We start from the raw sequence: 22,932 nt of genomic DNA, 5'->3' as shown, positions 1-22,932 counted from the left end.
TCTTTATTTTAAAATGAGACTATGCTCAGATGAAGAAAATATATTTTTCACTTTTGAATCAATTCTGATCAATTTATTGCTTTGAAAAAAAGTGCCATCTCCTAGTTGTCCACTTGAATTTTTTCCACATGACCATAATGAACCATCCTTTTTTAATACAAGAGAATGAGAATTACCTGCTGCAATATTTGCAACATTTTCAGTTATTATTTTAGGACTTATTGGTTCTCTGTAGTAGTGTTCACTAGGTTTTGAGTTTAGTTGCCCATGACTGTTTATTCCACATCCATATAATATTCCCTTATTATCTACAAACAATAAAAATCCGTCTCCAATGGCAAAATTATTAATATCACCTTTAATCAAAAATGGCTCCTTAATTGAACTATTATCTTTCATATCTTTAATCCCAAACCTATTATTATAATTATCTCCCACTCCATACATATTATTGTTCTTATCTAGGAATAATGTAAGGTAATTACTACAACGAACTTTCTTAATATTTTCCATAACCTTTTGAGGGTAGATAAAATCTGCAACAAATTCCGGGTGAATTTGATTACCAAAATTATCTCCAAGACCCCATAATGTAAAATCATCTTTAATATACATGAGATAATCTAGTCCAGCTGAAACGGAAATTACATCTGAATCTATATATTTTGGGTTAGAAAAATTACCTCCATAATTATCCCTGCCTAGCTGCCCCCTACTATTTGATCCTAGTCCATATAGCTTATTTTGGATATCTATGAAATAAATATTAGTTGAGCTGATAGCTGCATCTTTAACCTTTTCAATAAGTTTTTTAAATTCAGCATTTTCAGAAATCCAAAAGCTACTATCAGATTTTATTATCGCTGTCGAATTGCCATAAGTAAGTACTTTTATTACATTAGAAGTTAGGAATTTAGATTTATTGAAAAACCCTAAAGTTGTATTTCCAAACTCGTTGACTTGATTTTCCCCAAATCCGTATAGAGAGTATCCGTTTGGGTCTTCATTAATAAGAAACTTATCATTAGGTATTAGATTATCTGTCGTTCCTTGATTACAAGCATTATTGAAAATAATTATAATTAATAAAGATATTAATTTTGGAAAACATACCTCTCGAAAGATCATAAGTAATACCAGTTAAATTTAGTCATAAATAAAATTAAGCTGGAGAATCTATATCTTCTCCAGCTTGGTGAATTTTAAAACCTTGGCTTGACCTTCCAGATGTTATAATTACTGGCAGCATTTGAATAGAAGAAAACCCAATTATCTGGACTCCAACAGGGGTCACCTTCATTTGTACTTCCCTGTGTAAGTTGTCTCACATCCGTTCCATCCGTTTTCATCATATAAATATGATATTTATTTGTATTTGGACTTTCCTGGTTCGAACTGTATGCCAGCCAGTTACCATCATTTGAAAATGCCCCATCACGACAATCAAATTCTCCCGATGTTAACTGTGTTTTTTGGCCAGACCTTAAGTTCATTGTAAATATTTGAGTTCTTCCATTTACTGTTAGATTATAGATAATCTGGTCACTATTGAGTGGATTTATCGAGACGTGTTCACCTTCTGTCAGGACGGTAAAACTTCCTCCATTTATACTCATTGAACATATCATTTTACTACTTCCCACCAAAGTATTAAATATCACTTTACTGCCATCCTTTGTTACATTTGGCTCTGAATCATTTGAACCCATTGCACCCTGTGAAACATAGTTCAAGCCTACTCCATTAATATTTGTCTTTACAATAACAGGTTGGGCTGGTTTCCTGTACGAAAAAATAACTCCGGATCCATCGGGCAACCATATAGCATCCTTGGCATCCTGAATCAAAGGACTTCTTATTTGTGAGCCAATTTCTTTCTTTACAATAGTGCCTGATGCTTTTACTTTTGATGGAGCTGTTGATTGTTCAAATAGCTTTGTAAAATAACCACTATTTGGATTACTTTGAACCTCAACTCTCTCTGTTTCTGCGGCAAAGTATAATAGGTATTTTCCATCAGGACTCACTTTTGGATAAAATTCCTGACTAGGTTCATTTGTTTCTCGCGTTAAACTTTCAGCATTAGATGTAGTTCCAGGTGCTGTTGGGAGTGTAAGGATGGGTGCTGCTGTTTTACAGCCTTCTATTACAACTGTGCTTAGTAAAAAAAATCCACTTAATAATTTTGGTAACGATTTCATAGTTCGGGGGGTATTTGTTATGGTAATAATTGTTTATTTGGTTCAAGATTTTACAAGTATTTAATGCCTAATATTTTATAACTAAATAATCAGGAATTAAAGTACTAGATATTGCTTTTATTATCGTTTATTATTAATTTGAATCACATGTTTTATAGTAAAAAAAATTATTTTTTTTACTATAAATAGAAATGCGGTCAGAGTCTAATTATAAATGTGTATAGCTATTCGGAATATTCTCTTTCTATGCTAACTGTTTTCTGCGCAGTGGACGTCAATTAAGGGTGCAACATAGATGCCTTTCCGGCTCATTATTTTGAGTCAGTCAGAGGTATTCCTTTTTCATAACGTGAGTTTATTTGCTACTTCGCATGCAGCTGAAAGGTAGCAAGTTAGAAAGTTTATGAGGTTATCATCCTGTGTGTAAAGGACAAAATATACTCACAAACACAAGTTTAGTTTTTTCCTGTTACTTTTCCTGAGTCTCCGGCATAAGTGGTAGTTTTTTGGAATATTTGGTCATTTTTTGGATTAGACTCATCGCTGCGAGAAGCGGACACGTAGTAAGGAAGCGCCCGAACGGGAAGTATTGATAATTTTCCCGTTCTTCATTTTCAAATATCTTTCCTGCGAATGAAACAGGCTTACGTTGTCAAGATTGACGATATAGCTCTGATGTATGCGAACGAAGGAGTAGTTTTCGGTGAGGTATTCATAGTCCCCAATCGACTCCATGCCTATCGCTTTGCGATCCTGAGTCAGGAAAAAAATGGTCTGTTTGCCGTCAGATTCAAGATAGAGCACTTCTTCCGGATCAAGGCTTATCCACTGATTTCGTATACTTTTAATAAAAAAGGGCTTCCTGAAATCTTTGGTTCGAAGCAAATCCATCATCGATTTGATTTGCTGATTGTAAACCTCCTGATTTCCCTGATAGCCAAACCACGCCTCTGCCAGTTCAACAGCTTTCTGAAGCTTCTGTGGGCTTACGGGTTTTTGGAGGCATTGTAACGCCGAATAGTCGGCAGCAAGGGTTGCATAGTTTTTTTCGCGCGCATGACCCGAAACAAATATAAGCAGGAACTGAATGTCGCCTTCGATTTGTAACCTCTCGATGAGATTAAAGGCCGTTCCGCTTTCGGCATGAAACTCTACATCAAGTACCAGCAAATCGGGCTCAAAAGTTTTGATGGCTTCGTAGGTGGCGCTAAGGGTGAGCGTTTTGGCAACAATCTGCACTTGCGGGCAGAACTCTTCCAGTTCATGGCAGAGCGTTTTGAGTTGCGGTTCACTGTCATCGGCTACAATGGTACGGAGTTTTTTCATTGGTTTAAGAATCCAGATCCTGGAATTTTATGGTTATAATGGTTCCATGTGGTACATTGTCAGCTATTTGAACATCTATAAGATATCCTAAGGAACGACATGCCTCAGCGCGGGCTTCTACAAGTTTGGTTCCGGCAGAGCGATGGGCCTGTAGCACAGTGGCCTGCATCTGCCGCGATGCCTCCCGGCCTATACCGTCGTCTTCTACCTGACATACCAGCGTTTCGTCGGTTTCCTGCCAAAAACGCACGGTCAAAGTGCCATTGCCTGTTAGCGGGAATAAGCCTTTATTAATGGCGTTTTCAACAAAGGGCTGAATAATCATGGGCGGAACTTGTATGTAGTCTACGGGTAGCTCCTCCGAAACCTCAAAAAGTACATGGAAGCGATTGGGATACACCAATTGCTCAAACTCAATATACATTTTGAGTAGTTTTATTTCCTGTTCGAGCGTAATCAGGCTTTCCGCTAAGGATTGGCGGGTGCCATCCAAGCTCATAGAAGCCGACAGATAGCTACGCATCAAATCGCCCAAATTGACGATAGAGTCAATCATGAGCCGTATTTTGCCTTCGTACACCAGATTTTTCATGGTATTCAGCACATTGTAAATAAAGTGCGGATTTATTTGGGCCTGTGCCGTTTGGAGTTCCAGTAATTTGAGATCGTAGGTTTGTTGGGTATTTTTTTGTTCCTGCTCCATGCTGCGCTGTTGTTCCTGCAACAGCTGTTTCTGTTGCCGCAGGAGGTACCAACCTGCTACACTCCCCAGCAAAAGCATCAGACCTGCTGCATAGTAAGGCACATAAGGCGACTTCCACGGCCAAACCTTTACTCCAAAACGCAGCGCTGCCGCCGGGCTATCGCTACCATCAGAACTTCCCATGCGTGATTTGACCAGCAACTTGTACGTACCTGACGGCAGATTAGAAAGTGTGACGAAGGGCTCTTTCTGCCAGGCCGACCACTGTTCGCTGTGGCCTTCTACATAATAACTATACTGCGACCGAAAGGGCTTATCGCCGCCCACCGACTCGAAGTCTACCCGGAAAGTATTGGTGCCAAAGGGCAACTGAAACACGCTGTCGCGCGCAAATTGGACAAAAGGTACCGGCTGTCGGTTGAGTTTGGTAATGTATGTTTGCGAAAGCTGTGGTTTGAGATTGAGTTTTTTGGGATCTATCACCGACAGCACTGTACCTGAGGTAACCCACATTTTTCCCTGACTATCTTTATAAATTCCGTTTTGGCCGGTCTCTATACCCATAAAACCATTGCGATGATTGTAGCTTTTCAACACCACTTTACGGCTTTCATACCAGGCTTTCAGATCCAGCACGTACAAGTTATACATAGCCCCAATGAGCAGGTGATCATCGTCCAGGAGCGCCACAGAGTTAATGAACGTATTCCCTTCGAGCTCTGGTACACCCGATGGCAGTGTGCGGGTGCTGTCGCGGCGGCTATCCAAATACATCAGGCCGCCCCGTATCGTGGCAAGCCAAAGCGTTCCATGCGTATCGAAGCTCATAGCTCCTGTGCAGCTTCCAGTATATTTTTGATTTTCAGCGCTATACTCTTTCCATTGCTTTATGTTGTCATCGTAGCGGCTAATCATATTGCAGCCCCCAAACCAGTATACCCCGGGCTTTTCCAGGGCCATGCTCAATACATAACCTTCTACGTTCATGCCTTCTTTGGGGGTAAGGCTGCGGCTGCGGAAGGGCGGCCGATTTTCAAAAATATGGACCGCAGTTTGGCTGCCTTGCAGCACGAGGTTGCGGTCAGGGTCCTCGAGCAGGCAAAAAGCAATGGACGTTGGAGCACTGATAGCAGGAATGGAACGCGTGATAAATTCAAACTTTTTACCATCATGCCATAAAACTCCCCCTCCTTCCGGTAGCCACAAGTGTCCGAGCTTATCGCGCAGCGCCTGATAGTACCACATGTAATGGACGCTATGCCGACTGATAAATTTTTGTGCTTTCCACATTTCTTGCCGCATAACCTCCTGATAGCCTTTCACAGGATGCAGGCGTTGGCCATTGTACCGTTGAAGAGGGTAGCCATAGCTCGCTATCCATATATCTTTTTTGGCGTCTTCTACCACCGACCATGCGTAAGGCACCTCGTTTTCAGGGAAGTACCGAAAGCCATTGAGCAAGACATGTACGAGTCCTTTCTCCGTGCCGAACCAGGCCCCCTGAGGGGTGTAAAGGACACTTTGATTGTCATTTAGAACTGCCGGAAACAGGGAGATGAAGTTTGACGTATTGGATTCGAGCAGGTAGGTTTGGGATTGAAATCCAAAAATCCAGTCGAAAGGCACCTTGCGCAGCACCTCACAGCGGTTGCCTTTGGTACGTAAGAACGGCAGCCACTCTTTGCCATTTACCTGCACATAGAAGGTATATTGGCCTGATGATAGCTCTTCTATGACAGACTGATCATTAGGGGCATACTTCCACAAGAAACTTTTTTCATCAAAGGATTTATTTCTTGTTTCAAAAATGGGGTCAATGAGTTCGTACCGTTGAGGGCTGATGCGTGCAAGCCCCACGGAATCTATATGCCCAATAAGTGACCGGCTGCTCTTGTCGTAAAAGATATACTTTACTTTTTGGTTTTCGAGCGAAGGCCAATCGGCTGCTACCAAAGTATCTGCATCTACTGTATAAAGGGTGCCCTCGTCGTTGACGCAAAAGATGCGGTCCTGATCATCTATGCTTAGGTTGTGGTACATCTGCCATTCCGCACCTATACGAGCGAAGTTTTTGCCATCAAAGTAGCTTAGAACTCCTGGATCTGATTGAATATACAGATGACCTTTGCTATCTTCTGCAAATGCGCCTATCTGAGTAGTAAAGTGTTTGTAATCAGGGGGATACTGCTCAAAAGTTTCGCCATTGAACTTATTGAATCCATACTTGGTACCTACCCAAATATAGCCCCGGCTGTCCTGAAAAAGGCTCATTACCTGACTTTGGGAGAGACCGTCCTTGGGGGTATATTGAACGATGGGATACTTTTGGGCGAAGCTATCACCTATCGAAAGAAATACTGCAATAGAGAGCAAACATAAAATTCGATGCATATCTAAATGGATCATGTGGAGGGTTGATTTATTTAAATGCGTGCAAAGAAAGAACTATTCCATACATGCAAAGCCAATCTCTATATGCTGGCTAAAAGTGTGTAGGACTCTATTTTACCTATTCAGGTAACAAGTAAGAGCACTATTTTAGTAAAACATTTAAAATAAAAGGTTACTAAAATTTGATGCTTTTTGAAAAAAAAAGTGGTGCTGCGAAATGAAAATTAATTTTCATTTCGCAGCACCACAATCGAAACTCAGTGGTAAAAATCGAGGCTATATCATAGAAAAAACTAACCTAAAATTAGCCAAATTATCAGGCATACGTATTTAGCATCACCGGCATCACAAGCATCAAAATATCCTCGTTTTCTTCCTGTTCTACCGGAATGATGAGTCCGGCACGATTTGGAGCAGAGAGTTCAAAGGTTACATTTTTACTGACCAGATTGCTCAAAATTTCTATCAAAAATTTAGCATTAAAGCCTATTTCCATCGGGTCGCCATTGTACTCACACATGAGTTTTTCGTTGGCTTCGTTGGAATAGTCCAAATCTTCGGCTGAAATCGACAGATCGTTCAGCGTCATTTTGAGCCGTACCTGATGCGTCGTGCGGTTGGAGTAAATCGAAATCCGTTTCAACGAATTGAGCATCTCCATCCGGTTGATCGTCAGCGTATTGGGGTTATTGGTCGGAATTGCATTTTCATAATCCGGGAAGCGCTCGTCGATCAGGCGACAAATCATCCGGATGTTGTTGAAACTAAAAAAAGCATTAGATGCTGTAAATTCAGCTTTCAACGGAACATCGTCGGAAGGCAAACACGATTTGAGCAGATTGAGCGCCTTGCGCTGAATAATCATTGACGTATCAGCGCTCGATTGAATATCGGTGCGGCGATACCGCACGAGCCGGTGTCCGTCGGTAGCCACAAACGTTGCGTTTTCGGTGCCGATTTGCACAAAAACTCCCGTCATAGCCGGGCGAAGGTCATCCGTGCTCGTGGCAAAAATAGTATTGGCAATCGCGGTTCCGAGTGAAGCCGAAGAAAAATCAACGGCTTGTCCCCGGTTTACGGTTGGTGTTTTTGGAAAATCAATGGGGTTTTCGCCCGAAAGCTTATATCGGCCATTGTCCGACACGATTTCGGTACCAAATGTCTCTTCGTCAACATTAAAGGTAATGGGCTGCTCGGGAAGGCCGCGCAGTGTATCGAGGAGAAGCTTCGCCGGAACGGCTATTGCGCCTTTGTCGCCTCCTTCAACTTCAATTTCTGTAATCATAACAGTCTGTAAATCAGAGGCTGTTACGGTCAGGATGTTTCCCTCTAACCTGAACAGAAAATTTTCTAATATGGGCACGATGGGGTTAGTCGAAACGACTCCGTTTATGGCCGATAGCTGCTTCAGGAGCACCGAAGAGGATACAACAAACTTCATAGGAGTTGGTAGCTTTTAAAAAATGACTGTACTATTTTAGATGCAATCTACGGCAGATTTATGTACAGGCCCGGCTGTTGAAAAGCGAGGGCTGTAACCTGTACCCGTTGATTACAAAGGTTTTATGATAATTGTTTTCAGGTAGAATAGAGAACAAAAATTGACTCTTATGTACCTTTTTAGAGAAATGCTCTGTAAAAAACAAAAGTAAGAAAAATAACGAACCCATCACGCTTGCTTTCCGAATTTTCGCCGCCGGAGCCCATATCTTATGGCCCCGAAAAGTCCGACAAGTCCTACCGGCACGAGCATGTTTAGTAGTTGCCAGGGTGTGCCCTCTTCCTGAATCCTGATTTTGTCCAACATGCGTATGCTAATCTGTCGGGAGCGTGCCTGAATCAGACCTTCGGGTTCGAGCATATAATCCAGGGCATGCAGGATGAAGTCTTTATTGCCAAATATATTTTGCGTAATGCGGTCATAGCCAAGCGGAAAAGGGGTGTTCCGGCGGTAGTCAAAGTCGTTGAGAACGACATCTCCATCCGCAACGACGACCACTTTTCCGTCAGTGCCGGAGGCCTGAAAGTTTGCCCGTCGTGGATCCTGCGGTAGCAGTCGGTTTTGAAATAGGGAGGTAAAAGTGCCTTCCAGCAGCACAGCGGCCAATTTTTCACCTCCCTGATAATCAGCCGGATCGGGCTGTTGACGGGCTTCATTGTAGCTTACCATCGCGGGGGCCGTCAGCGTTCGGGTATAAGGTGAGGTCATTAGCAAAGGAGTTTTGAGTAAGCCAGCCTCACTACCCACGGTATCAATGGAGCTTAAAAAGCGGGTGTACACGGCGTCTATGTTTCGGACAATCGGGTGTGCGCCAAAGCGGTTGAGCAACGGATAAAAACGCCAGGGCAGGGGTTTGAGTTGCGGCTCGTCGCCCATAGCGCCTACGTTTAGTACAATAGGTGCACAATTCAGATCTTTCACCAGATTCGCATTGACCCGGAGTCCCCATTTAAAAAACAAATCGCCCAGATTAAGATCCAGCGGTTGGGCATAGGTACCATCCAGTCCAACGCTGTCGATGCGGGCACCATCGGTAAAGAAGAGCGCTTTTCCACCATTAACCACAAACTGATCGAGCTTGTATTTTTCTTCTTCGGTAAATGGCTGATCGGGTTTTAACAGCAGTAGTGCATCGAGGCCGTCGTATGTCTCAGGGTTATTGACATCCAGAAATACATCGTATTTAAGCTGCAAAGTGGCTACCAAATCCGAAAAAAGCGCCGGAGAACTGCTTGTGTGGCTTACCACCAATCCTATTTTTTTTCGGTCTGTGGGCAAAAGCTGCCGAATAGCTGATGCCATTTCAAACTCGATATTTTCGTACGATTGATTGAGTTTTTCTTCGGGAGTACCGCTCTTATTTCCTTTCAAAATCTGCACCGGCAGTGCCAGGGTATCGACTTCTACTAGTGCGCCCGGAAAGATGATTTTTTCGGTGCGCTTGCCTTGCTCGTTGGCAAAAAGATTGGTTGGTACCAGGCCCGCTTCCACCAGCTGCTGATACTGACGTTGTCTTTTTTCTTCCGAAGTAGCCACAGACGGATCAATAAACTGATAGGTCAGCCGTCCGCGCGACGAAGCCTTAAACTCGTCAAGTGTTTCTCGGGTCGCCTTTTCGAGTCGTTCAAAACCGGGGGGGAAATCTCCTGACAAGTAGACCGTTACGTGCACGTTACGATCCAGGCTTTCCATGAGTTGGGTACTCGCGTCGGAGATCGTGTAGCGTTTATCTTCGGTCAAGTCCCAGCGGAGTGCAACAAAGGAGCTCAGCCAGTTGATTCCGACGAGGGCAATCAGAAGAAAGGAAAATCGCAGGATACTTTTTTTCATGAAGCTTAAACGCTCAATAGAGGGGCAAAAATACAAAAAGGAAGGGCAAATGTAGTATTCCCTAAGCGGATTGTGACAGTTATGAACCTGAGAAAGGCTTGTTTAGGACTTTCGGAAGATTTTGGCATCGGTGATTTCAGACCGATGGTTTTCCAGAAAAAGCCGAAATTCTTCAAGTTGAGAAATCTGAACGGATAAGTCCGTTTGCAGCGAATAGTCTTCCTGATAAACTTCCTTGAAATCAGTAATAATATACCGCAAATTACGCACGCCTTTGGCTCTCAGAGCAGGCAGGTAAAAATTTTGGTGATCGGTTGCATAGCGCCCGGGGTGATACTTTGCGGTTGTTTTTAGATCTGCCGCCAAAGTTTTTCCCAATACATCTACGTAGCCATAAATCAGTACATTCTGTAACTGAAACTGACAGTACACCTGCGTAGCTACCATGGGGCGGGGGAGTAGTTTTCGGGCTTTTTGTAAAATGTCAACGTCAAACGCATCCTCGTTCGTCCCCTTAATTACGGCTTCCTCAAAAGAAACGCCCCTTGCCTGAGCCGCTGTTTGGGGTATTGGCACGCGGTTAATCCGATCCAGCAGTTCCTGCTCACTCAGGTACCCTTTTTGAAAGTACGCAAAGGTATTGAGCAGGGTAGGGTACAGCTGATAATGAATAGGTTCCGCCATTTATTGCTTAATATTTCAGAATTAAATAAACCCCCAAAATCAGCAGCACACTACCCAAAACTCGGGGGAGATTGATGGCATGAACCGAAAATCCCAGCCAGCCATAGTGATCAATTATCAGAGCAGAAATAAGCTGACCGGCCACAATCAGGCAGAGCATGTTGGCCGGACCCAGATCCTGTACAATAAAAATCACCGATACGACATAAAAAGCCCCCAAAAGTCCTCCGGTAAACTTCCACCAGGTTATTTGACGAAAGGAATCCAACGTCGGAATGGCCGATTGATTGAACAGGGCATAAGCTCCAATCAGTACGATCAGGCCGCTCATAAAGGAAAGGATTGCCGCCAGAATCGGATTATTGAGCGATACCCGTAGCTGAGAGTTAATTCCCGATTGGGCGGTGTTGGCCACCCCAAGCAGAAACGCAATAAAAAGGAAAATCCAGTTCATGAGTAAGAAAAAATGTTAATGGCGTATACCCGTTTTGATTGACTTTTAGTGTTTAAGCTGATTCATTTCGTCGGGGTCAATGCTGCCGTAATGATGGTATACCCGCAGCACGAGGGCGAGCGCTACCGTAACTTCGGCAGCCGCAACGACGATTACAAAAAGGGCAAATAACTGGCCACGCAGCAGAACCGGATCATAGCGGCTAAATGCAATCAAGTTTAGATTAACGGCATTGAGCATCAGTTCGAGCCCAATCAAAATCCCGATGACGCTCCGCTTGGTAACAGCTACGGCCAGCCCGATACTGAATAGTGCGGCTGCAACGATCAGAAAATGAAAAAGTGGAATTGGGGTTTGCATCAGGATGGGCTTCGGTTTAGGGCGAGGTAAGCGGCACCAATCAGGGCAACCAACAGCAGGATTCCGGCAATTTCAAAAGGCAACAAGTGGCTTGTCATGAGTTCTACGCCCAACGTTTTGATTGTAGAACGGCTTTTGATAGGCATGCCACTAAGCCGGAACGTAGCCTGGGTAATCGTGGCGATCAATACCAGAAATAAAGAAATGCTGAGCGTAAGGCCCCAAAATCGGCGGCGGCTGTTGAGCAAAATGCGGTTGGCGCTTTGTGAATCATCCGTTTTATCGGGCGTTCGGGTGAGCATGATACCAAAAATGATTAGTACGAGAATTCCTCCGACATACACCATGAGCTGCGTAATAGCCAGAAAGTCAGCTCCCGAAAGTACAAACAAACCAGCTACGCCTACCAAAGAAAGAAACAGCGCAAAGGCTGCATACATCAGATTTTTGGTCAGAAGTATAAAAACTGCCGACCCAAGCGCCAGAAAAGCAAAAAAATAGAAAACGGCTAGTTCCAATGGAAAGGACTTTTTTGATTAATTTATACAAAAAGAGGTTTACTCACGAGGAGGTTTCGGTTTCATTGTTGGCCGGAAAGGTGCCTTCGGTTTCGGACTTTCTTCGGGAACGGCCTGCGGTTCAGTTGCTTTTTCTGCCTCCGGTTCTGTGGCCGATTTTGGCTTCATTGAAGGCCGGAAAGGTGCCTTTGGTTTCGGGCTTTCTTCGGGAACGGCCTGCGGTTCAGTTGCTTTTTCTGCCTCCGGTTCTGTGGCCGGTTTCGGCTTCATTGAAGGCCGGAAAGGTGCCTTCGGTTTCGGGCTTTCTTCGGTCACGGGCTGCGGTTCGGCTGTTTTTTTGGCTTGTGGTTCTGTGGCAGTTTTGGGTTTCATGGAAGGCCGAAAAGGCGCCTTGGGTTTCGGGCTTTCTTCGGTCACGGGCTGCGGTTCGGCTGTTTTTTCGACTTGTGATTCTGTGGCAGTTTTTGGTTTCATGCCCGGTTTAAATTCGGGTTTTGGCGCCGGGGTCGTAGTCTCAGCCGGAGTCTCTACTTCTGGCGCAACAGCCGTTGTTTTCGGTTTCATGCCGGGTCTGAACGCCGGGCGCGGCGCCGCCGCAGTTTCTGTCGGAACGCTTGCTTTCTGAGCAGCCTGTGTTACTTTAAGTGCTTCTTTTTCTTTTTGAAACTGATCGAGCAGACGTTTTTTCTCTTCTGCTTCGGCTGAGGTGAGGTTCCCGAATTCGTACACCATATCCCGAACGTCAAACTCACTATAATCAAAGGTACGGGTCATCGTCAGACATTCCGTAGGGCAAACTGTCGTGCAAAGTCCGCAATAGCAGCATTTGGCCATGTCAATGTCAAACTTCGCCGCATACAACCGAATCGACGAGCCATCGGAGGCTTTTCCTACTTCTTCAATAGCCTTAATTGGTTCAATTTCAATGCAGTCTACGGGACAAACCTTGGCGCACTTATCGCACACAATACAGTCATCCATTTCATTGTGCAATCGATAACGGCCATTATCAGGAATTGGGATTGTTTCCAGCGGGTATTGAATCGTGACCATGCCATCGGCCTGCTCAAAAAACGAAGGCAGCCGTACATCCCCCGGCATCCGGCGTTTGCGGGCAGCCCAGGCATGGCGAAACGTCAGGCTCATGCCTTTGAGGGTGGTTTTGATCCCGGAGGCAATATGTTGAAAATAGCTCGAAGGCATTTGATTAATCTACTGTCTCTACAAAAGTAGTAGTTTATTACACATAAATGGTTTTCAACAATTCGGTCAATTCCAGTTGTACCGACTGCGTTTTGTCGGCATTGTACCACCGCTGCACATCTTCCAGAAACTCCGGGTACGATTTGACAGGATTCTTTTTATGCTCTTCCACGAGCTCCTGCAACGCCTGTGGGCGCGGTCCCCAGGTAAAAAGTTCCTGTCCGGAGTTGTCCATCGCAATGAGTTTAGGAATCGACCGGCCACCGTGCGTCAGATAGGCATCCATCAGCTCCGGGTGTTCGTCGCGGAGCAGCAGGGTTAGTGTTATGTTTGGGTTCACCTGAGCTACTTTGGCAATAACGGGCAGATTTTGCGCGGCATCTCCACACCAGGCCTCGGTAAGTACGTACCAGGTTTGTGGCGTGGCAATTTGAAACACCAGTTGTTGCAACACCGGATCAAGCACCAGAGTTTTATCCAGGCGATGCATCCGGTATTGATTCAGACGGGTATACTCAGCTAGTTCCGGCGATTGTTTCGGGCCTGTGGTTTGTTTTTGTGCTACCACCTGATCCATCAGGGCGAGGTATTCGGTATATGTATACGTTTGGCGGATTGTTTTAGAAGAAAAAAGAGTCTGTGGAGCATTCATAGACAAATCGAGTAATGTTAGTACCTAAAACCTTGCCTATCGGTTTTCAGTTCACATTTTTCGCTTCAAATATCCTGAATAATCAACCTGTCGGGCGTCATAGTCTTCGTACATCAGGGGTGATGTAAGTAAAAAATCGGCCGTAGCCCGGTTGCATGCCATCGGGATATTCCATACGACGCATAGGCGTAGCAAAGCTTTAATATCGGGATCGTGGGGTTGGGCCGCCATGGGGTCCCAGAAAAAAATCAGAAGGTCAATTCGTTCTTCGGCAATCATTGCGCCAATTTGCTGATCACCCCCGAGTGGGCCGCTCAAAAGTTTAGTAACTGATTGATCCAAAACCTCTTCCAGCATTTTTCCGGTGGTTCCGGTGCCATAGAGCTGATGCCTCGATAAGGTGGTGCGATTGTAGTAGGCCCAGTCCATCAACTCGGCTTTGCGGTTGTCGTGAGCTACCAGAGCAATTCGCTTGCGGGAAAGAATTTTGCGTGGTTGCATGGAAATGAAGCGTTGAAGGTTGGTTAAAATCTTCTTTTTGTTTTTGAAAAATTAAAGACTTTTGCGAGCGTCCCATGATTCCAGATGAGCCAGATACTGACGCGCCAGCACGTCACGGTCAAAGTGCGTGCGGGCATATTGATAGCCGTTTTCGCCCTGCTGGGCCAGCCATTCGGGATGAGCCAGGTAGAGGCGGATTTTTTGCGCAAAATCGTGCGGATTTTCCGGTTCTACAAATATTCCGGCTTCGGCAGTTTCGACCAATTCCCGTGAAACACCGTCGATAGCCATCAAAACGGGCTTTTTACACGAAAAATAATCAAATGTTTTATTGGAATAAACGGTCTTGAAGGTGTCTGTTTTTTTCAAAACCGAAGCTCCCATTTGGGAGGCAAGAATATAGGTAAAAACCGTCCGCTTGGGTACAGAATCTATGAACCGCACGTTGCTAAGGTTCATGTCCTGTGCCTGTTGCATCAATTCTTTTTTCTTCATTCCGTCCCCGATAAGTAAAAAAAGTACGTTGGTATCGCGCAGCAGATCGGCGGTTTCGAGTACTTGTTCGAGGTGATTGGCCACCCCGTGAGCGCCAACATACGTGATAACAAACCTGGAATCCAGGGCATGTTGACGCCGAAAAGCAGCTACATCAAACGTGGTGAGAAGTTCTTCTGAAAGCGCAAAATCGGCGGCATTGGGTATGAAGATAATTTTCTCCTCAGGTACGTGTTTTTGCAGTAAAGCGTCCCGAAAGGCCGGCGTCAGTACGTTGATCGTTTTGGCCCGTCGATACACAAGCGCTTCAAACCAATAAGCAAACCGGATCACCGTTGGGTTGGTCAATACGCCTGTGGCGATAGCTGATTCGGGCCACAAATCTCTGACTTCAAACAAAAAAGGAATGCGCTTTCCCCACGAAAGCAGCAGGGCGGTGATGCCCACAAACAAGGGTGGGGAAGTTACCACCAGGCAGTCGTACCGATCGGTTGCATAGCGAAGCCCGGCCCAGCTACTGGAACATGTAAACGAAAAGTAGGCCCAAAGCCTTCCGAGGAAACTTGAATTATAGCTTTCGGAAACATGGCAGCGAATCACCCGTACGCCATCCTGATTGGTACTTTTGTGAAAATAGCGGCCTTTGTATCGGTCAGGGCGTTGCCCCATGTAGTGGACCATACCAGCCAGGACCGTCACCTCATGCCCGGCCTGAGTCCAGATTCGGCTCATTTCGTTCCAGCGGGAGCCGCCACCGTCGTTATCTTCCAGAAAAAACTGATGAATGAGAAGGATGCGCATAGTGCGGCGAAGTTAAGGAATTCGCCTTATTTCTGTTCGGATATAGCGCTGAGAGGTAGTAAAAATGATTTGAGGTGCAGGCTCTTTTTCACCGTATTTCTCCGAATACCAACCTTCGGCCTGAGTAGCCGCAATTTCTTTATGCATTTTATCAAAAGCCCGCAAGCTATATTTTTTCAAAAAAACCGCCGACGGATGCCACCGCTGATGCATCGGCAGGGCGGGTGGAGCATTCAGGAGCCAATCTTCGATGACCCAGGAAAATTCCCCATTTTTCTTTGTCACCCGTCGGCGGTGAACGATTCCCGACCCGAGGGCCCTAAAACCCGTAAATTGCTCTTCGCACACGGCCTTATCGCCGTCTGCCAACCAGCCCGACAGGCTACTTTCCCGAATCCAGTCGTACCAAATGAAGCGCGGACCTTTGCGCATTTGATCAAAATCCCCGAGCATGACCGTGTTGTGGGAGGCCGTTCCGGCAAAATACCGGGTCCATTTTTCATCCGTATTGTATAGATACGAGCCCGCATCGCGCAATAGATTCTCGCCATCCATCCAAAGATCCAGATGAAGATTATCTGCCTGAAACGGGCGGTCTGCATAGGAGCCACACCGCATAAAAAGTAGCATGGGCCCTTCACGGAATACAGAATAACCTCCCTTTGGAAAGGTGAAAAAACCTTCTAAAGGTGCTGTTTCGGCACTTTCATGAGGCAGCAATCCCAGCCATTGTGCTTCTTCGGCCCAAAGTTCCGTTTGCGCAGGGCAGGTTTGGTCAAGGGCAGCGGCAAGGGCATTGAGCTGTGGCCGGAAATCACGGAAATGACAGGCCGTTAAAGGGAAAAACAAGGCGCCATCGTTGTTGCCGTAGTTGGGCAGCCAGCCGGTATACGAATCCTGGCAAGCCCGCAGAAATTGAAGCGACCGTTCCGCACGCTCGTACACCACGGGTGCCCAGCGCTCGTGGTTGAGATGCGCCAGCGAAATGCCCCAACTAAGCAACTGCACGACCACCCGATGGTAGTTCATGGAAAATTGCAGAAACGTACCGTCTTCATAAATCTGATACTCGATTTCCTGTTCAAACCAGCGTTTACCAGCGATTTTGCGTGCAGCACTTCCGGGAAAAAAGGGGAAGAGCAGCCCCATTAGATACAGCGTGAGGGTTTCGGTCAGGGCGTGGTTGTTGCGCACGGCCTTGCGCGAAAATTGAATGTTGTCTTCCACATGCCGCAACTGCCAGTACATGCTGTGCATGATTTGGTCAAAGCGCTCCGACGTGAGGGCAGGGGAGTTGCGGTAGTAGTGAAGCGCAAAAGTCCAGTTGAGCAGGCGAAGCGAAATCTCCTGACTACATCGCCAATGCGGGCCGCAGTTGATCGGATTGGCAGAAATCCAGCTGTTTATTTCTTCAAAAACAAACGTTGATTGGTCTTCCTGAAAATGATGGTCATACCGGATCAGATCATACAAAAACGTGAACCGGGCTTTTTCCCATACATACTTAATGTCCCCGGCTTCGGGCGAAAAATCAGGGACTTCTGACCAATGTGTCGTCGGTTCGTAGCGAAAGCCCGTGAGCGGGTGCGTGAGCCAATCGGAGACAGGATGAGTTTGGGAGCTAAAAAACAAAACCTTGCCTTCACGCTGGGCATTGACTCTGTTTTTGAGCAAAATTTGTTCGGCAGGAGGCAAAGGTAATTTAGGAACAGGCTTAAAAAAGGCAACTGGAAGCGCCCGCCACTCCGTCAGTGAGCCGAAGGTTTGAGCCGGTGGATTGACCGGAAATCTCTTTTTGGCCCAGCCCGACCGTCGACGGATTTCGTGCTGAATCCGAAATGCTACGTAGGGCAAGCCCATGTTGCGTAGTAGCTGAATCATGTCTTTTGCCCGAGAACTCATCGTTTTTTTTTAGTTTATTTCTACCCACTCGTTGCGTTGCAGGCTTTTGAGAGCCGCAAAAGTAGCCCGGCTAACATTCAGAATTTCTGCCAGCGGAATCGGGCTTGCCCCACCTTGCTGAACGGATTCAAACAGCTGCCGAAACTGATTGCGATGCCCTTTGTCCTGCTGTGTTTTTAATTTGGAAAATCCTTTAAAACCATACCCGGTCAGGAGCCGAAAATTGTCCAGTACCAGCGTTCGGTTTTGGGAATACACTTCCACACGTTCTTTGGAATAGGCTTTGCTACCGTTGGAAAAATAGTGAATCGTTGCCGTGGAGCCGTTTTCGCACCGAACCAAAATACTGGCGTTGTCGGTGGTTTGGTCGGGCTGCGTGCCCATTGCGTTCATGCAAACAGCCGTTAGTTTGCTTCCAGTCAGATAGGTAATCAAATCCAGAAAATGGCAGGCTTCGCCCAAAATCCGCCCACCGCCCACGGCCAGGTCGTGTACCCACGAGTTAGCCGGAATAAAGCCGGCGTTCATGGTAGCCACAATGTTCATGGGCGCGCTCCCAAGCAGCGTTTTCATCTGTACGGCATGCGGCGAGAACCGACGATTGAAACCGACAGTAAGCGATAAAGAAGGATTATTTTGAATAAAAAACTGCTCAATTTCGTCTAGTTCTTCTTCAAAAATAGTCAGCGGTTTTTCTACAAAAACATGTTTTCGGTGCTGCAGCGCGTCGAGTACAAACGTGCCGTGCTGATGGTGTCGGGTTGTAATGAGCACAAGGTCAACCTCCGGGTCCCGAAGAATTTCCTGCGGGTCAGTAGTGCTGTTGGCAATCGAAAACTTTTTGGCGAGGGTTGTTCCAGAGAGGCCGTTTGCGCTGGCAATGTATTTTATTTCAAATCCTTTCAGGGCAGGAAGCAAGGTCATTTTGGTGAAATTACCGGCCCCTATGATCCCGGCAATGCCCCGACGCCCGTCAAAGGTTGCGGTCGTATGCTGCACCGCTCCCGGCGAGGCGAGTTGCTCAGGGTACACAAGCAGCGACGCAATCGCTCGCGACGTGCCGATTTGGTCATAGATGGTGTGGTACTCGCTCAGCGGCACCCGTTCCGTAATGAGTGGTTGCACGTCAAGTTGCCGGGAGGCAATCAGTTGAAGCACGGTTTGAAAATTTCGATTTTCGGTCCAGCGTACAAACGGCAGCGGATAGTCCTGCCCTTTTTGCTCGTAGGTGTCGTCGTAGCGGCCCGGCCCGTAAGAGCAGGATACCTGAAAGGAAAGTTCTTTTTCGTAAAACTCCGCCCGGCTAATGTCTAATCCCACCACCCCCACGAGCACAATCTTACCCCGCTTGCGCGACATGCGGGCGGCTTGTGAGATAATGTCGTTGCTTTTGGCCGAAGCGGTAATAATCACGCCATCTGCGCCAACGCCCCGGGTGAGGCTTTCGACCACCTGCACCGGATCATCGCCGGCGGAGGGGTTGCAGGTGCTGATACCCGCCGCCCGGGCAAGGGCCAATTTGCTTTCGTCGAGGTCAATACCAATGACCTGACAGCCGTTTGCCCGCAACATTTGAGCAGTCAATAAACCAATGAGACCCAGGCCCACCACCACGATCGTTTCGCCAAGGGTAGGATTAAGCAGGCGAATGCCCTGCAAACCAATGGCGCCAATGACGGTAAATGCGGCTTCGTCGTCCGATACTTCTGCCGGGATCGACGCCACCAGGTTGCGGGGCACGCACACCACCTCGGCATGCGGGCCGTTGCTTGCAACGCGGTCGCCCACGTGCAGATCCGTTATGCCTGCACCCACCGCCAGTACCGTACCGACGTTGCAGTAGCCTAGTGGCAGGGGTTGATCCAGTTTGCTAAAAACGGCTTCCAGCGTGGGCCTCAGGCCGTCTGTCCGGATTTTATCAAACACCATTTTTACCTTATCGGGCTGTTGACGGGCCTTGTCCAGCAGGTTTGCTTTTCCGAACTCCACCAGCATGCGTTCGGTACCGAGCGACACCAGGCTTCGGCGTGTCTGAATCAGCACCGTGCCCGGCTTCACCTGCGGAGCGGGTACGTCTTCCAGGCTGGTCTGACCATTTTTTAGATTTTGAATAAGTTGTTTCATAGCGAGCAGGGGTTTTGCCTTTCTACCTGATAAAGTCAACTGATTGTTGGTGAAGGATATGTTTTAAAAGTAAATGCAATCGCAAGTTACGATAGAAGACATAAAAAAAAACGAACAGCGGGGGCGATTCGTTTTATGGGGTGGATGGGAGTTCTAAGTAAAACCTCTATTAGGGGAATTATTCAATATTAAAAATGACGGGGTTATAATCATAGTGGTCGCACTCCCATATCCACTGAACACATTGCCTGTTGAATGACAAATTGTTAATGGGGTTTGGTATAAGACAAATTTCTAGTGTGTGATTAATTTGGCGAACTACAGCTACGTTGTAGGAATCTTGTTTCTCCTGAGCCACAGCGATCTCATTATTGGTAAGCTTAAACTTCTGACCTGGTAAATTGATTGATTTCACTTCAATTTGAATTGGATTACCTTTGGGATCAGTACCTGAAATATCGTACCCGATATTTTGTTTGCTAACGTCTTCGAGATTATAGCCATATGCATTTAAGACTAGAAGAGTCAATTCTTCGGCACTTCTCCATTTTGCAGCATTGGTAAACGGCTTACTTTTATAAGTATTACTTAACCCTTCGGAACGTGATTGGTTTCCACCATAAGTTAAGTTTTGCGAATTAGCTTCGATCTTATTTAATGGCTTACTCTTATCAACTAACAAATCAGGATTAGGCACTTTAGTATGTGTATTATTAGCAATGCCACTTTTATTATTTATAAAGTTAAAATCAGCTACAAACTTGGAGAAAGTGTATTTTATGTCACTTTGAGTAATTCCATTTTCAAGGAGCAGAGATAAATAACGCTCATCAAGTACTAATGGCGAGGATAACTCTATAAGCGAAAGTCTTCCCTGTGAGGTGTAAATTACCCGTATGTCCGAAAGTTCTTCTTTGTTACTTAGGTTGCCGGAAATAAGTATTTTAAATATATACTTAGATATTTGGACACACCCGAGAGTGGTTATTTCTGTATTGTTTATATACTCTTTGAAGTCGTTTAGGTGACTTTCAGATGAGCCGAGATATAAAGAGTATGATTTAAAGCCTTGCAGTTGAAGGAAAGCCCACTCAAACGTTTTGAAATTATTATCAACAATTGAATAATAATCCTTAGGGTTTAGCCAACTAGGTGGAAGTCTAATGGAGTCAAATGTATTCAAACTACAAAGTTGAAGCTCTTCAAGTAAATACTTTTCAAAGGAGCGAGCTTTGAGCAAGAGAGTTCTTGGGTCATTGTAGGGGATCAGTGCATTGATTATTTGCACAGAATCCTGCGAAGGAGTATTCAGGCAATCATTCACTATACCCATGATATGGTAGGCACATTCCTTAATCGACGAAATAGTCTGGTCATCATATATAAGATGCCGTCTTGATGGGTCAGTGCTAAAATCACAGTTTAATAGTACGCCGAGCCCACTAGAAACCTCAGTAGGAAGGAAGGAATGAACCAATGCTTCATTCCCCGGTATTTTCACCACTTCCTCATTTTTATATTGGAAAGCAATAGTAGACTTGCTAACTGCCGATAATAACCACGAAGAAGAAATACCATTTTGGGTAATTATAATCTTAGTTTTAGTATCTGAAAATTTATTTTTAACTACGTAGGTGATATTAGGTTGTGATATGGAGATGTCTGTAAAAGTAACATTGCGAAGAAAAATCAAAGATCGGTAATTAAAAGTTTCAAACTCGGCTTCGATTTTACTATTTTGGATGCCAGTAAATACAAAAATGGTGGTAAACCCTTCATTTCGTAGCTGTTCAATGGTTGTTGTTAATTTGATTTTGTCTTCTTCTAACAAAAAGTGAGGAACCCTTATCAATGGTACTCTTGTTGCATTTGGTATTTCTATTTGGGTTCTGGCTTTTGAAAAGGTTACTTCAAGTTCTCCACTTATGATATGGATTTCCTGCGCAAAACCTACTACTGACTTGAAACCTATACCTCTATAACCTATTGACTTTGTTCTGATTTTGGATGATGCAGCACTTCTACACAGACTCTCAAAGTCTAATTCATTGAATAGTCTGCCATTATTTGCGACATATAGTAGATCGCCAACTTTGAGTATCTTAAACTTAGTCGAACCAGAGTCATCTGCATTTTGTAAAAGCTCTATAAAGGATCGATTATTATAGCTTTCAGCAATGTAGTTCTCCAAGCCAGCCAAATCTGAGAGAAGGTCTGGTGATTGTTTAGCCTCACTTAATAATTTTTCTCGAATGGTTTTAGCAAACATAAGCTTAATTTTTAAGTAGGATAAACTCTAATTTTTCGTACCCGGTTGACGATATCGTGACCTGCTAAATTAAAGTCAATAATTTCGAAACCATAGAAACGTTCTTTATGGATACGATCTCTGTTCTGAGCTATAATTATTCCTTCCTCATCATAAGCAATAGCATAAACAAAGAATGAAGTGTTTTTTAAATACATTCCTTCGCTTGAATGAAGTTCCCCAACAACAGTAATTAAATCATTACTTTTTACTTCTATGGTTAAACTTTCAAAAGTGACTTTATACTTTTCTTCAAAAACTTCAAGCCTTTCAAGTTTTTTTGTAAGACTATTTTGGATCAACTTTTTGGTCAATATGAAATCGATCTTTGTGAAATTACTTAAAACCCAACTACCTTTTTCCCGGATGAATTCATATTTTAATTGTACGGATTTAGATTCTAGCATTAGAGCAATAAAGATTTGGTCACCATTTACAATTTTGGATAGCTGCTCTTCCTTGAATAAGAAATCATAGATTTTATATACATTTGGTTTAAGACTATCAGACCATAGACTTGATGTATTTATTAAATCCCTAGTCTCTAACTGCTCTTGCTTACTAGTGATATAAATACATGGCATGAATTCTATTTCTCTCTCCTTTGGCAACAGGTTTGAAACCTTAAAGGTGAAGACTTGAAGGGTTTCTGCATATGGCTTCTCTACTTTCTTCTCGCCAATAATCTCTACATTAAAATCAGATACAGGGTTAGTACTTCTCGTCATAAACTATCTCCTTTTTGCGACAATATAAGAAATCACTAGATCAGCGCGGTACGATCTCTTGAAAATTAATAAAAATACTTACTAATTGGAAATTAAGGGTAATAAAATAGTGAATTGGTAGACAAAGAAACTGAAAAAGTGTACGGCTACTGTATAGTTATACTTAGTCTTCCAAGATCAAGACTAAATATTGCGGAGTCAATCTAGTTTAGTATACTTCGAGTCATTGGGTAAAAAAAGAATTAAACAT

Annotated in this window: 18 protein-coding genes; all 18 read right to left on the bottom strand. The window is 44.8% G+C overall.

Features of this window, described 5'->3' with window-relative positions; translation table 11 throughout:
- Positions 1 to 3: 3 nt before the first annotated feature.
- Positions 4 to 1,128 (bottom strand): RCC1 domain-containing protein, encoded by a 1,125-nt coding sequence (locus tag EZE20_RS02175; RefSeq protein WP_132113991.1) that lies wholly within the window; start codon positions 1,126 to 1,128, stop codon positions 4 to 6.
- A 74-nt stretch (positions 1,129 to 1,202) separates the two neighbouring features.
- On the bottom strand, positions 1,203 to 2,201 hold the full coding sequence (locus EZE20_RS02170) for a TolB family protein (protein WP_132113989.1): 999 nt from the start codon (positions 2,199 to 2,201) through the stop codon (positions 1,203 to 1,205).
- Positions 2,202 to 2,738: 537 nt separating this feature from the next.
- Positions 2,739 to 3,527, bottom strand: a complete 789-nt coding sequence (locus EZE20_RS02165; RefSeq protein WP_132113987.1) for a LytR/AlgR family response regulator transcription factor — start codon at positions 3,525 to 3,527, stop codon at positions 2,739 to 2,741.
- A 4-nt stretch (positions 3,528 to 3,531) separates the two neighbouring features.
- On the bottom strand, positions 3,532 to 6,636 hold the full coding sequence (locus tag EZE20_RS02160; protein ID WP_132113985.1) for a histidine kinase: 3,105 nt from the start codon (positions 6,634 to 6,636) through the stop codon (positions 3,532 to 3,534).
- 301 nt (positions 6,637 to 6,937) lie between these two features.
- A complete protein-coding gene (dnaN, locus tag EZE20_RS02155; protein WP_132113983.1) occupies positions 6,938 to 8,062 on the bottom strand; it encodes a DNA polymerase III subunit beta in 1,125 nt (374 codons plus the stop codon).
- Between the two features lie 228 nt (positions 8,063 to 8,290).
- Entirely contained in the window at positions 8,291 to 9,952 is a 1,662-nt protein-coding gene (gldG, locus tag EZE20_RS02150; RefSeq protein ID WP_132113981.1) for a gliding motility-associated ABC transporter substrate-binding protein GldG, read from the bottom strand.
- Between the two features lie 102 nt (positions 9,953 to 10,054).
- Complete coding sequence (locus EZE20_RS02145) at positions 10,055 to 10,636, bottom strand: hypothetical protein (protein ID WP_132113979.1); 582 nt, start codon at positions 10,634 to 10,636, stop codon at positions 10,055 to 10,057.
- Positions 10,637 to 10,643: 7 nt separating this feature from the next.
- On the bottom strand, positions 10,644 to 11,090 hold the full coding sequence (locus EZE20_RS02140; RefSeq protein WP_132113977.1) for a DMT family transporter: 447 nt from the start codon (positions 11,088 to 11,090) through the stop codon (positions 10,644 to 10,646).
- 45 nt (positions 11,091 to 11,135) lie between these two features.
- Complete coding sequence (gene nuoK, locus EZE20_RS02135) at positions 11,136 to 11,450, bottom strand: NADH-quinone oxidoreductase subunit NuoK (protein ID WP_132113975.1); 315 nt, start codon at positions 11,448 to 11,450, stop codon at positions 11,136 to 11,138.
- A complete protein-coding gene (locus EZE20_RS02130) occupies positions 11,450 to 11,968 on the bottom strand; it encodes an NADH-quinone oxidoreductase subunit J family protein (RefSeq protein ID WP_132113973.1) in 519 nt (172 codons plus the stop codon). Before EZE20_RS02130 ends, nuoK begins: the two co-directional genes overlap by 1 nt.
- Before the next feature lie 39 nt (positions 11,969 to 12,007).
- Positions 12,008 to 13,171 carry a 4Fe-4S binding protein gene (locus EZE20_RS02125; protein WP_132113971.1) on the bottom strand — a complete coding sequence of 388 codons (1,164 nt, stop codon included), beginning with the start codon at positions 13,169 to 13,171 and terminating at the stop codon, positions 12,008 to 12,010.
- A gap of 37 nt (positions 13,172 to 13,208) precedes the next feature.
- Positions 13,209 to 13,823: a thioredoxin family protein gene (locus tag EZE20_RS02120; RefSeq protein ID WP_132113969.1), complete on the bottom strand. Its 615-nt coding sequence runs from the start codon at positions 13,821 to 13,823 to the stop codon at positions 13,209 to 13,211.
- A 51-nt stretch (positions 13,824 to 13,874) separates the two neighbouring features.
- Positions 13,875 to 14,324 (bottom strand): methylglyoxal synthase, encoded by a 450-nt coding sequence (locus EZE20_RS02115; RefSeq protein ID WP_199879861.1) that lies wholly within the window; start codon positions 14,322 to 14,324, stop codon positions 13,875 to 13,877.
- Between the two features lie 51 nt (positions 14,325 to 14,375).
- Positions 14,376 to 15,620 (bottom strand): glycosyltransferase family 4 protein, encoded by a 1,245-nt coding sequence (locus EZE20_RS02110; RefSeq protein WP_132113965.1) that lies wholly within the window; start codon positions 15,618 to 15,620, stop codon positions 14,376 to 14,378.
- Between the two features lie 12 nt (positions 15,621 to 15,632).
- Positions 15,633 to 17,522 carry a heparinase II/III family protein gene (locus EZE20_RS02105; RefSeq protein WP_132113963.1) on the bottom strand — a complete coding sequence of 630 codons (1,890 nt, stop codon included), beginning with the start codon at positions 17,520 to 17,522 and terminating at the stop codon, positions 15,633 to 15,635.
- Between the two features lie 9 nt (positions 17,523 to 17,531).
- A complete protein-coding gene (locus EZE20_RS02100) occupies positions 17,532 to 19,646 on the bottom strand; it encodes a bi-domain-containing oxidoreductase (RefSeq protein ID WP_132113961.1) in 2,115 nt (704 codons plus the stop codon).
- A gap of 178 nt (positions 19,647 to 19,824) precedes the next feature.
- Complete coding sequence (locus EZE20_RS02095; protein WP_132113959.1) at positions 19,825 to 21,915, bottom strand: DUF3883 domain-containing protein; 2,091 nt, start codon at positions 21,913 to 21,915, stop codon at positions 19,825 to 19,827.
- An 11-nt stretch (positions 21,916 to 21,926) separates the two neighbouring features.
- Positions 21,927 to 22,682, bottom strand: a complete 756-nt coding sequence (locus EZE20_RS02090; protein WP_132113957.1) for a hypothetical protein — start codon at positions 22,680 to 22,682, stop codon at positions 21,927 to 21,929.
- Positions 22,683 to 22,932: the final 250 nt, after the last annotated feature.

This window comes from Arundinibacter roseus (assembly GCF_004348825.1).
Taxonomy (GTDB): domain Bacteria; phylum Bacteroidota; class Bacteroidia; order Cytophagales; family Spirosomataceae; genus Arundinibacter; species Arundinibacter roseus.
The sequence above is the reverse complement of the archived record's forward strand: the minus strand, read 5'-3'. Positions and strand labels throughout refer to the sequence as shown.

What these genes read in the sequence shown, in the direction of transcription:
- dnaN (WP_132113983.1), bottom strand. Translation starts at nt 8,062, where the DNA reads ATGAAGTTTGTTGTATCCTCTTCGGTGCTCCTGAAGCAGCTATCGGCC.
- EZE20_RS02100 (WP_132113961.1), bottom strand. Translation starts at nt 19,646, where the DNA reads ATGAAACAACTTATTCAAAATCTAAAAAATGGTCAGACCAGCCTGGAA.
- EZE20_RS02110 (WP_132113965.1), bottom strand. Translation starts at nt 15,620, where the DNA reads ATGCGCATCCTTCTCATTCATCAGTTTTTTCTGGAAGATAACGACGGT.
- gldG (WP_132113981.1), bottom strand. Translation starts at nt 9,952, where the DNA reads ATGAAAAAAAGTATCCTGCGATTTTCCTTTCTTCTGATTGCCCTCGTC.
- EZE20_RS02140 (WP_132113977.1), bottom strand. Translation starts at nt 11,090, where the DNA reads ATGAACTGGATTTTCCTTTTTATTGCGTTTCTGCTTGGGGTGGCCAAC.
- EZE20_RS02095 (WP_132113959.1), bottom strand. Translation starts at nt 21,915, where the DNA reads ATGTTTGCTAAAACCATTCGAGAAAAATTATTAAGTGAGGCTAAACAA.
- EZE20_RS02145 (WP_132113979.1), bottom strand. Translation starts at nt 10,636, where the DNA reads ATGGCGGAACCTATTCATTATCAGCTGTACCCTACCCTGCTCAATACC.
- EZE20_RS02120 (WP_132113969.1), bottom strand. Translation starts at nt 13,823, where the DNA reads ATGAATGCTCCACAGACTCTTTTTTCTTCTAAAACAATCCGCCAAACG.
- EZE20_RS02175 (WP_132113991.1), bottom strand. Translation starts at nt 1,128, where the DNA reads ATGATCTTTCGAGAGGTATGTTTTCCAAAATTAATATCTTTATTAATT.
- nuoK (WP_132113975.1), bottom strand. Translation starts at nt 11,450, where the DNA reads ATGCAAACCCCAATTCCACTTTTTCATTTTCTGATCGTTGCAGCCGCA.
- EZE20_RS02115 (WP_199879861.1), bottom strand. Translation starts at nt 14,324, where the DNA reads ATGCAACCACGCAAAATTCTTTCCCGCAAGCGAATTGCTCTGGTAGCT.
- EZE20_RS02090 (WP_132113957.1), bottom strand. Translation starts at nt 22,682, where the DNA reads ATGACGAGAAGTACTAACCCTGTATCTGATTTTAATGTAGAGATTATT.
- EZE20_RS02160 (WP_132113985.1), bottom strand. Translation starts at nt 6,636, where the DNA reads ATGATCCATTTAGATATGCATCGAATTTTATGTTTGCTCTCTATTGCA.
- EZE20_RS02170 (WP_132113989.1), bottom strand. Translation starts at nt 2,201, where the DNA reads ATGAAATCGTTACCAAAATTATTAAGTGGATTTTTTTTACTAAGCACA.
- EZE20_RS02125 (WP_132113971.1), bottom strand. Translation starts at nt 13,171, where the DNA reads ATGCCTTCGAGCTATTTTCAACATATTGCCTCCGGGATCAAAACCACC.
- EZE20_RS02105 (WP_132113963.1), bottom strand. Translation starts at nt 17,522, where the DNA reads ATGAGTTCTCGGGCAAAAGACATGATTCAGCTACTACGCAACATGGGC.
- EZE20_RS02165 (WP_132113987.1), bottom strand. Translation starts at nt 3,527, where the DNA reads ATGAAAAAACTCCGTACCATTGTAGCCGATGACAGTGAACCGCAACTC.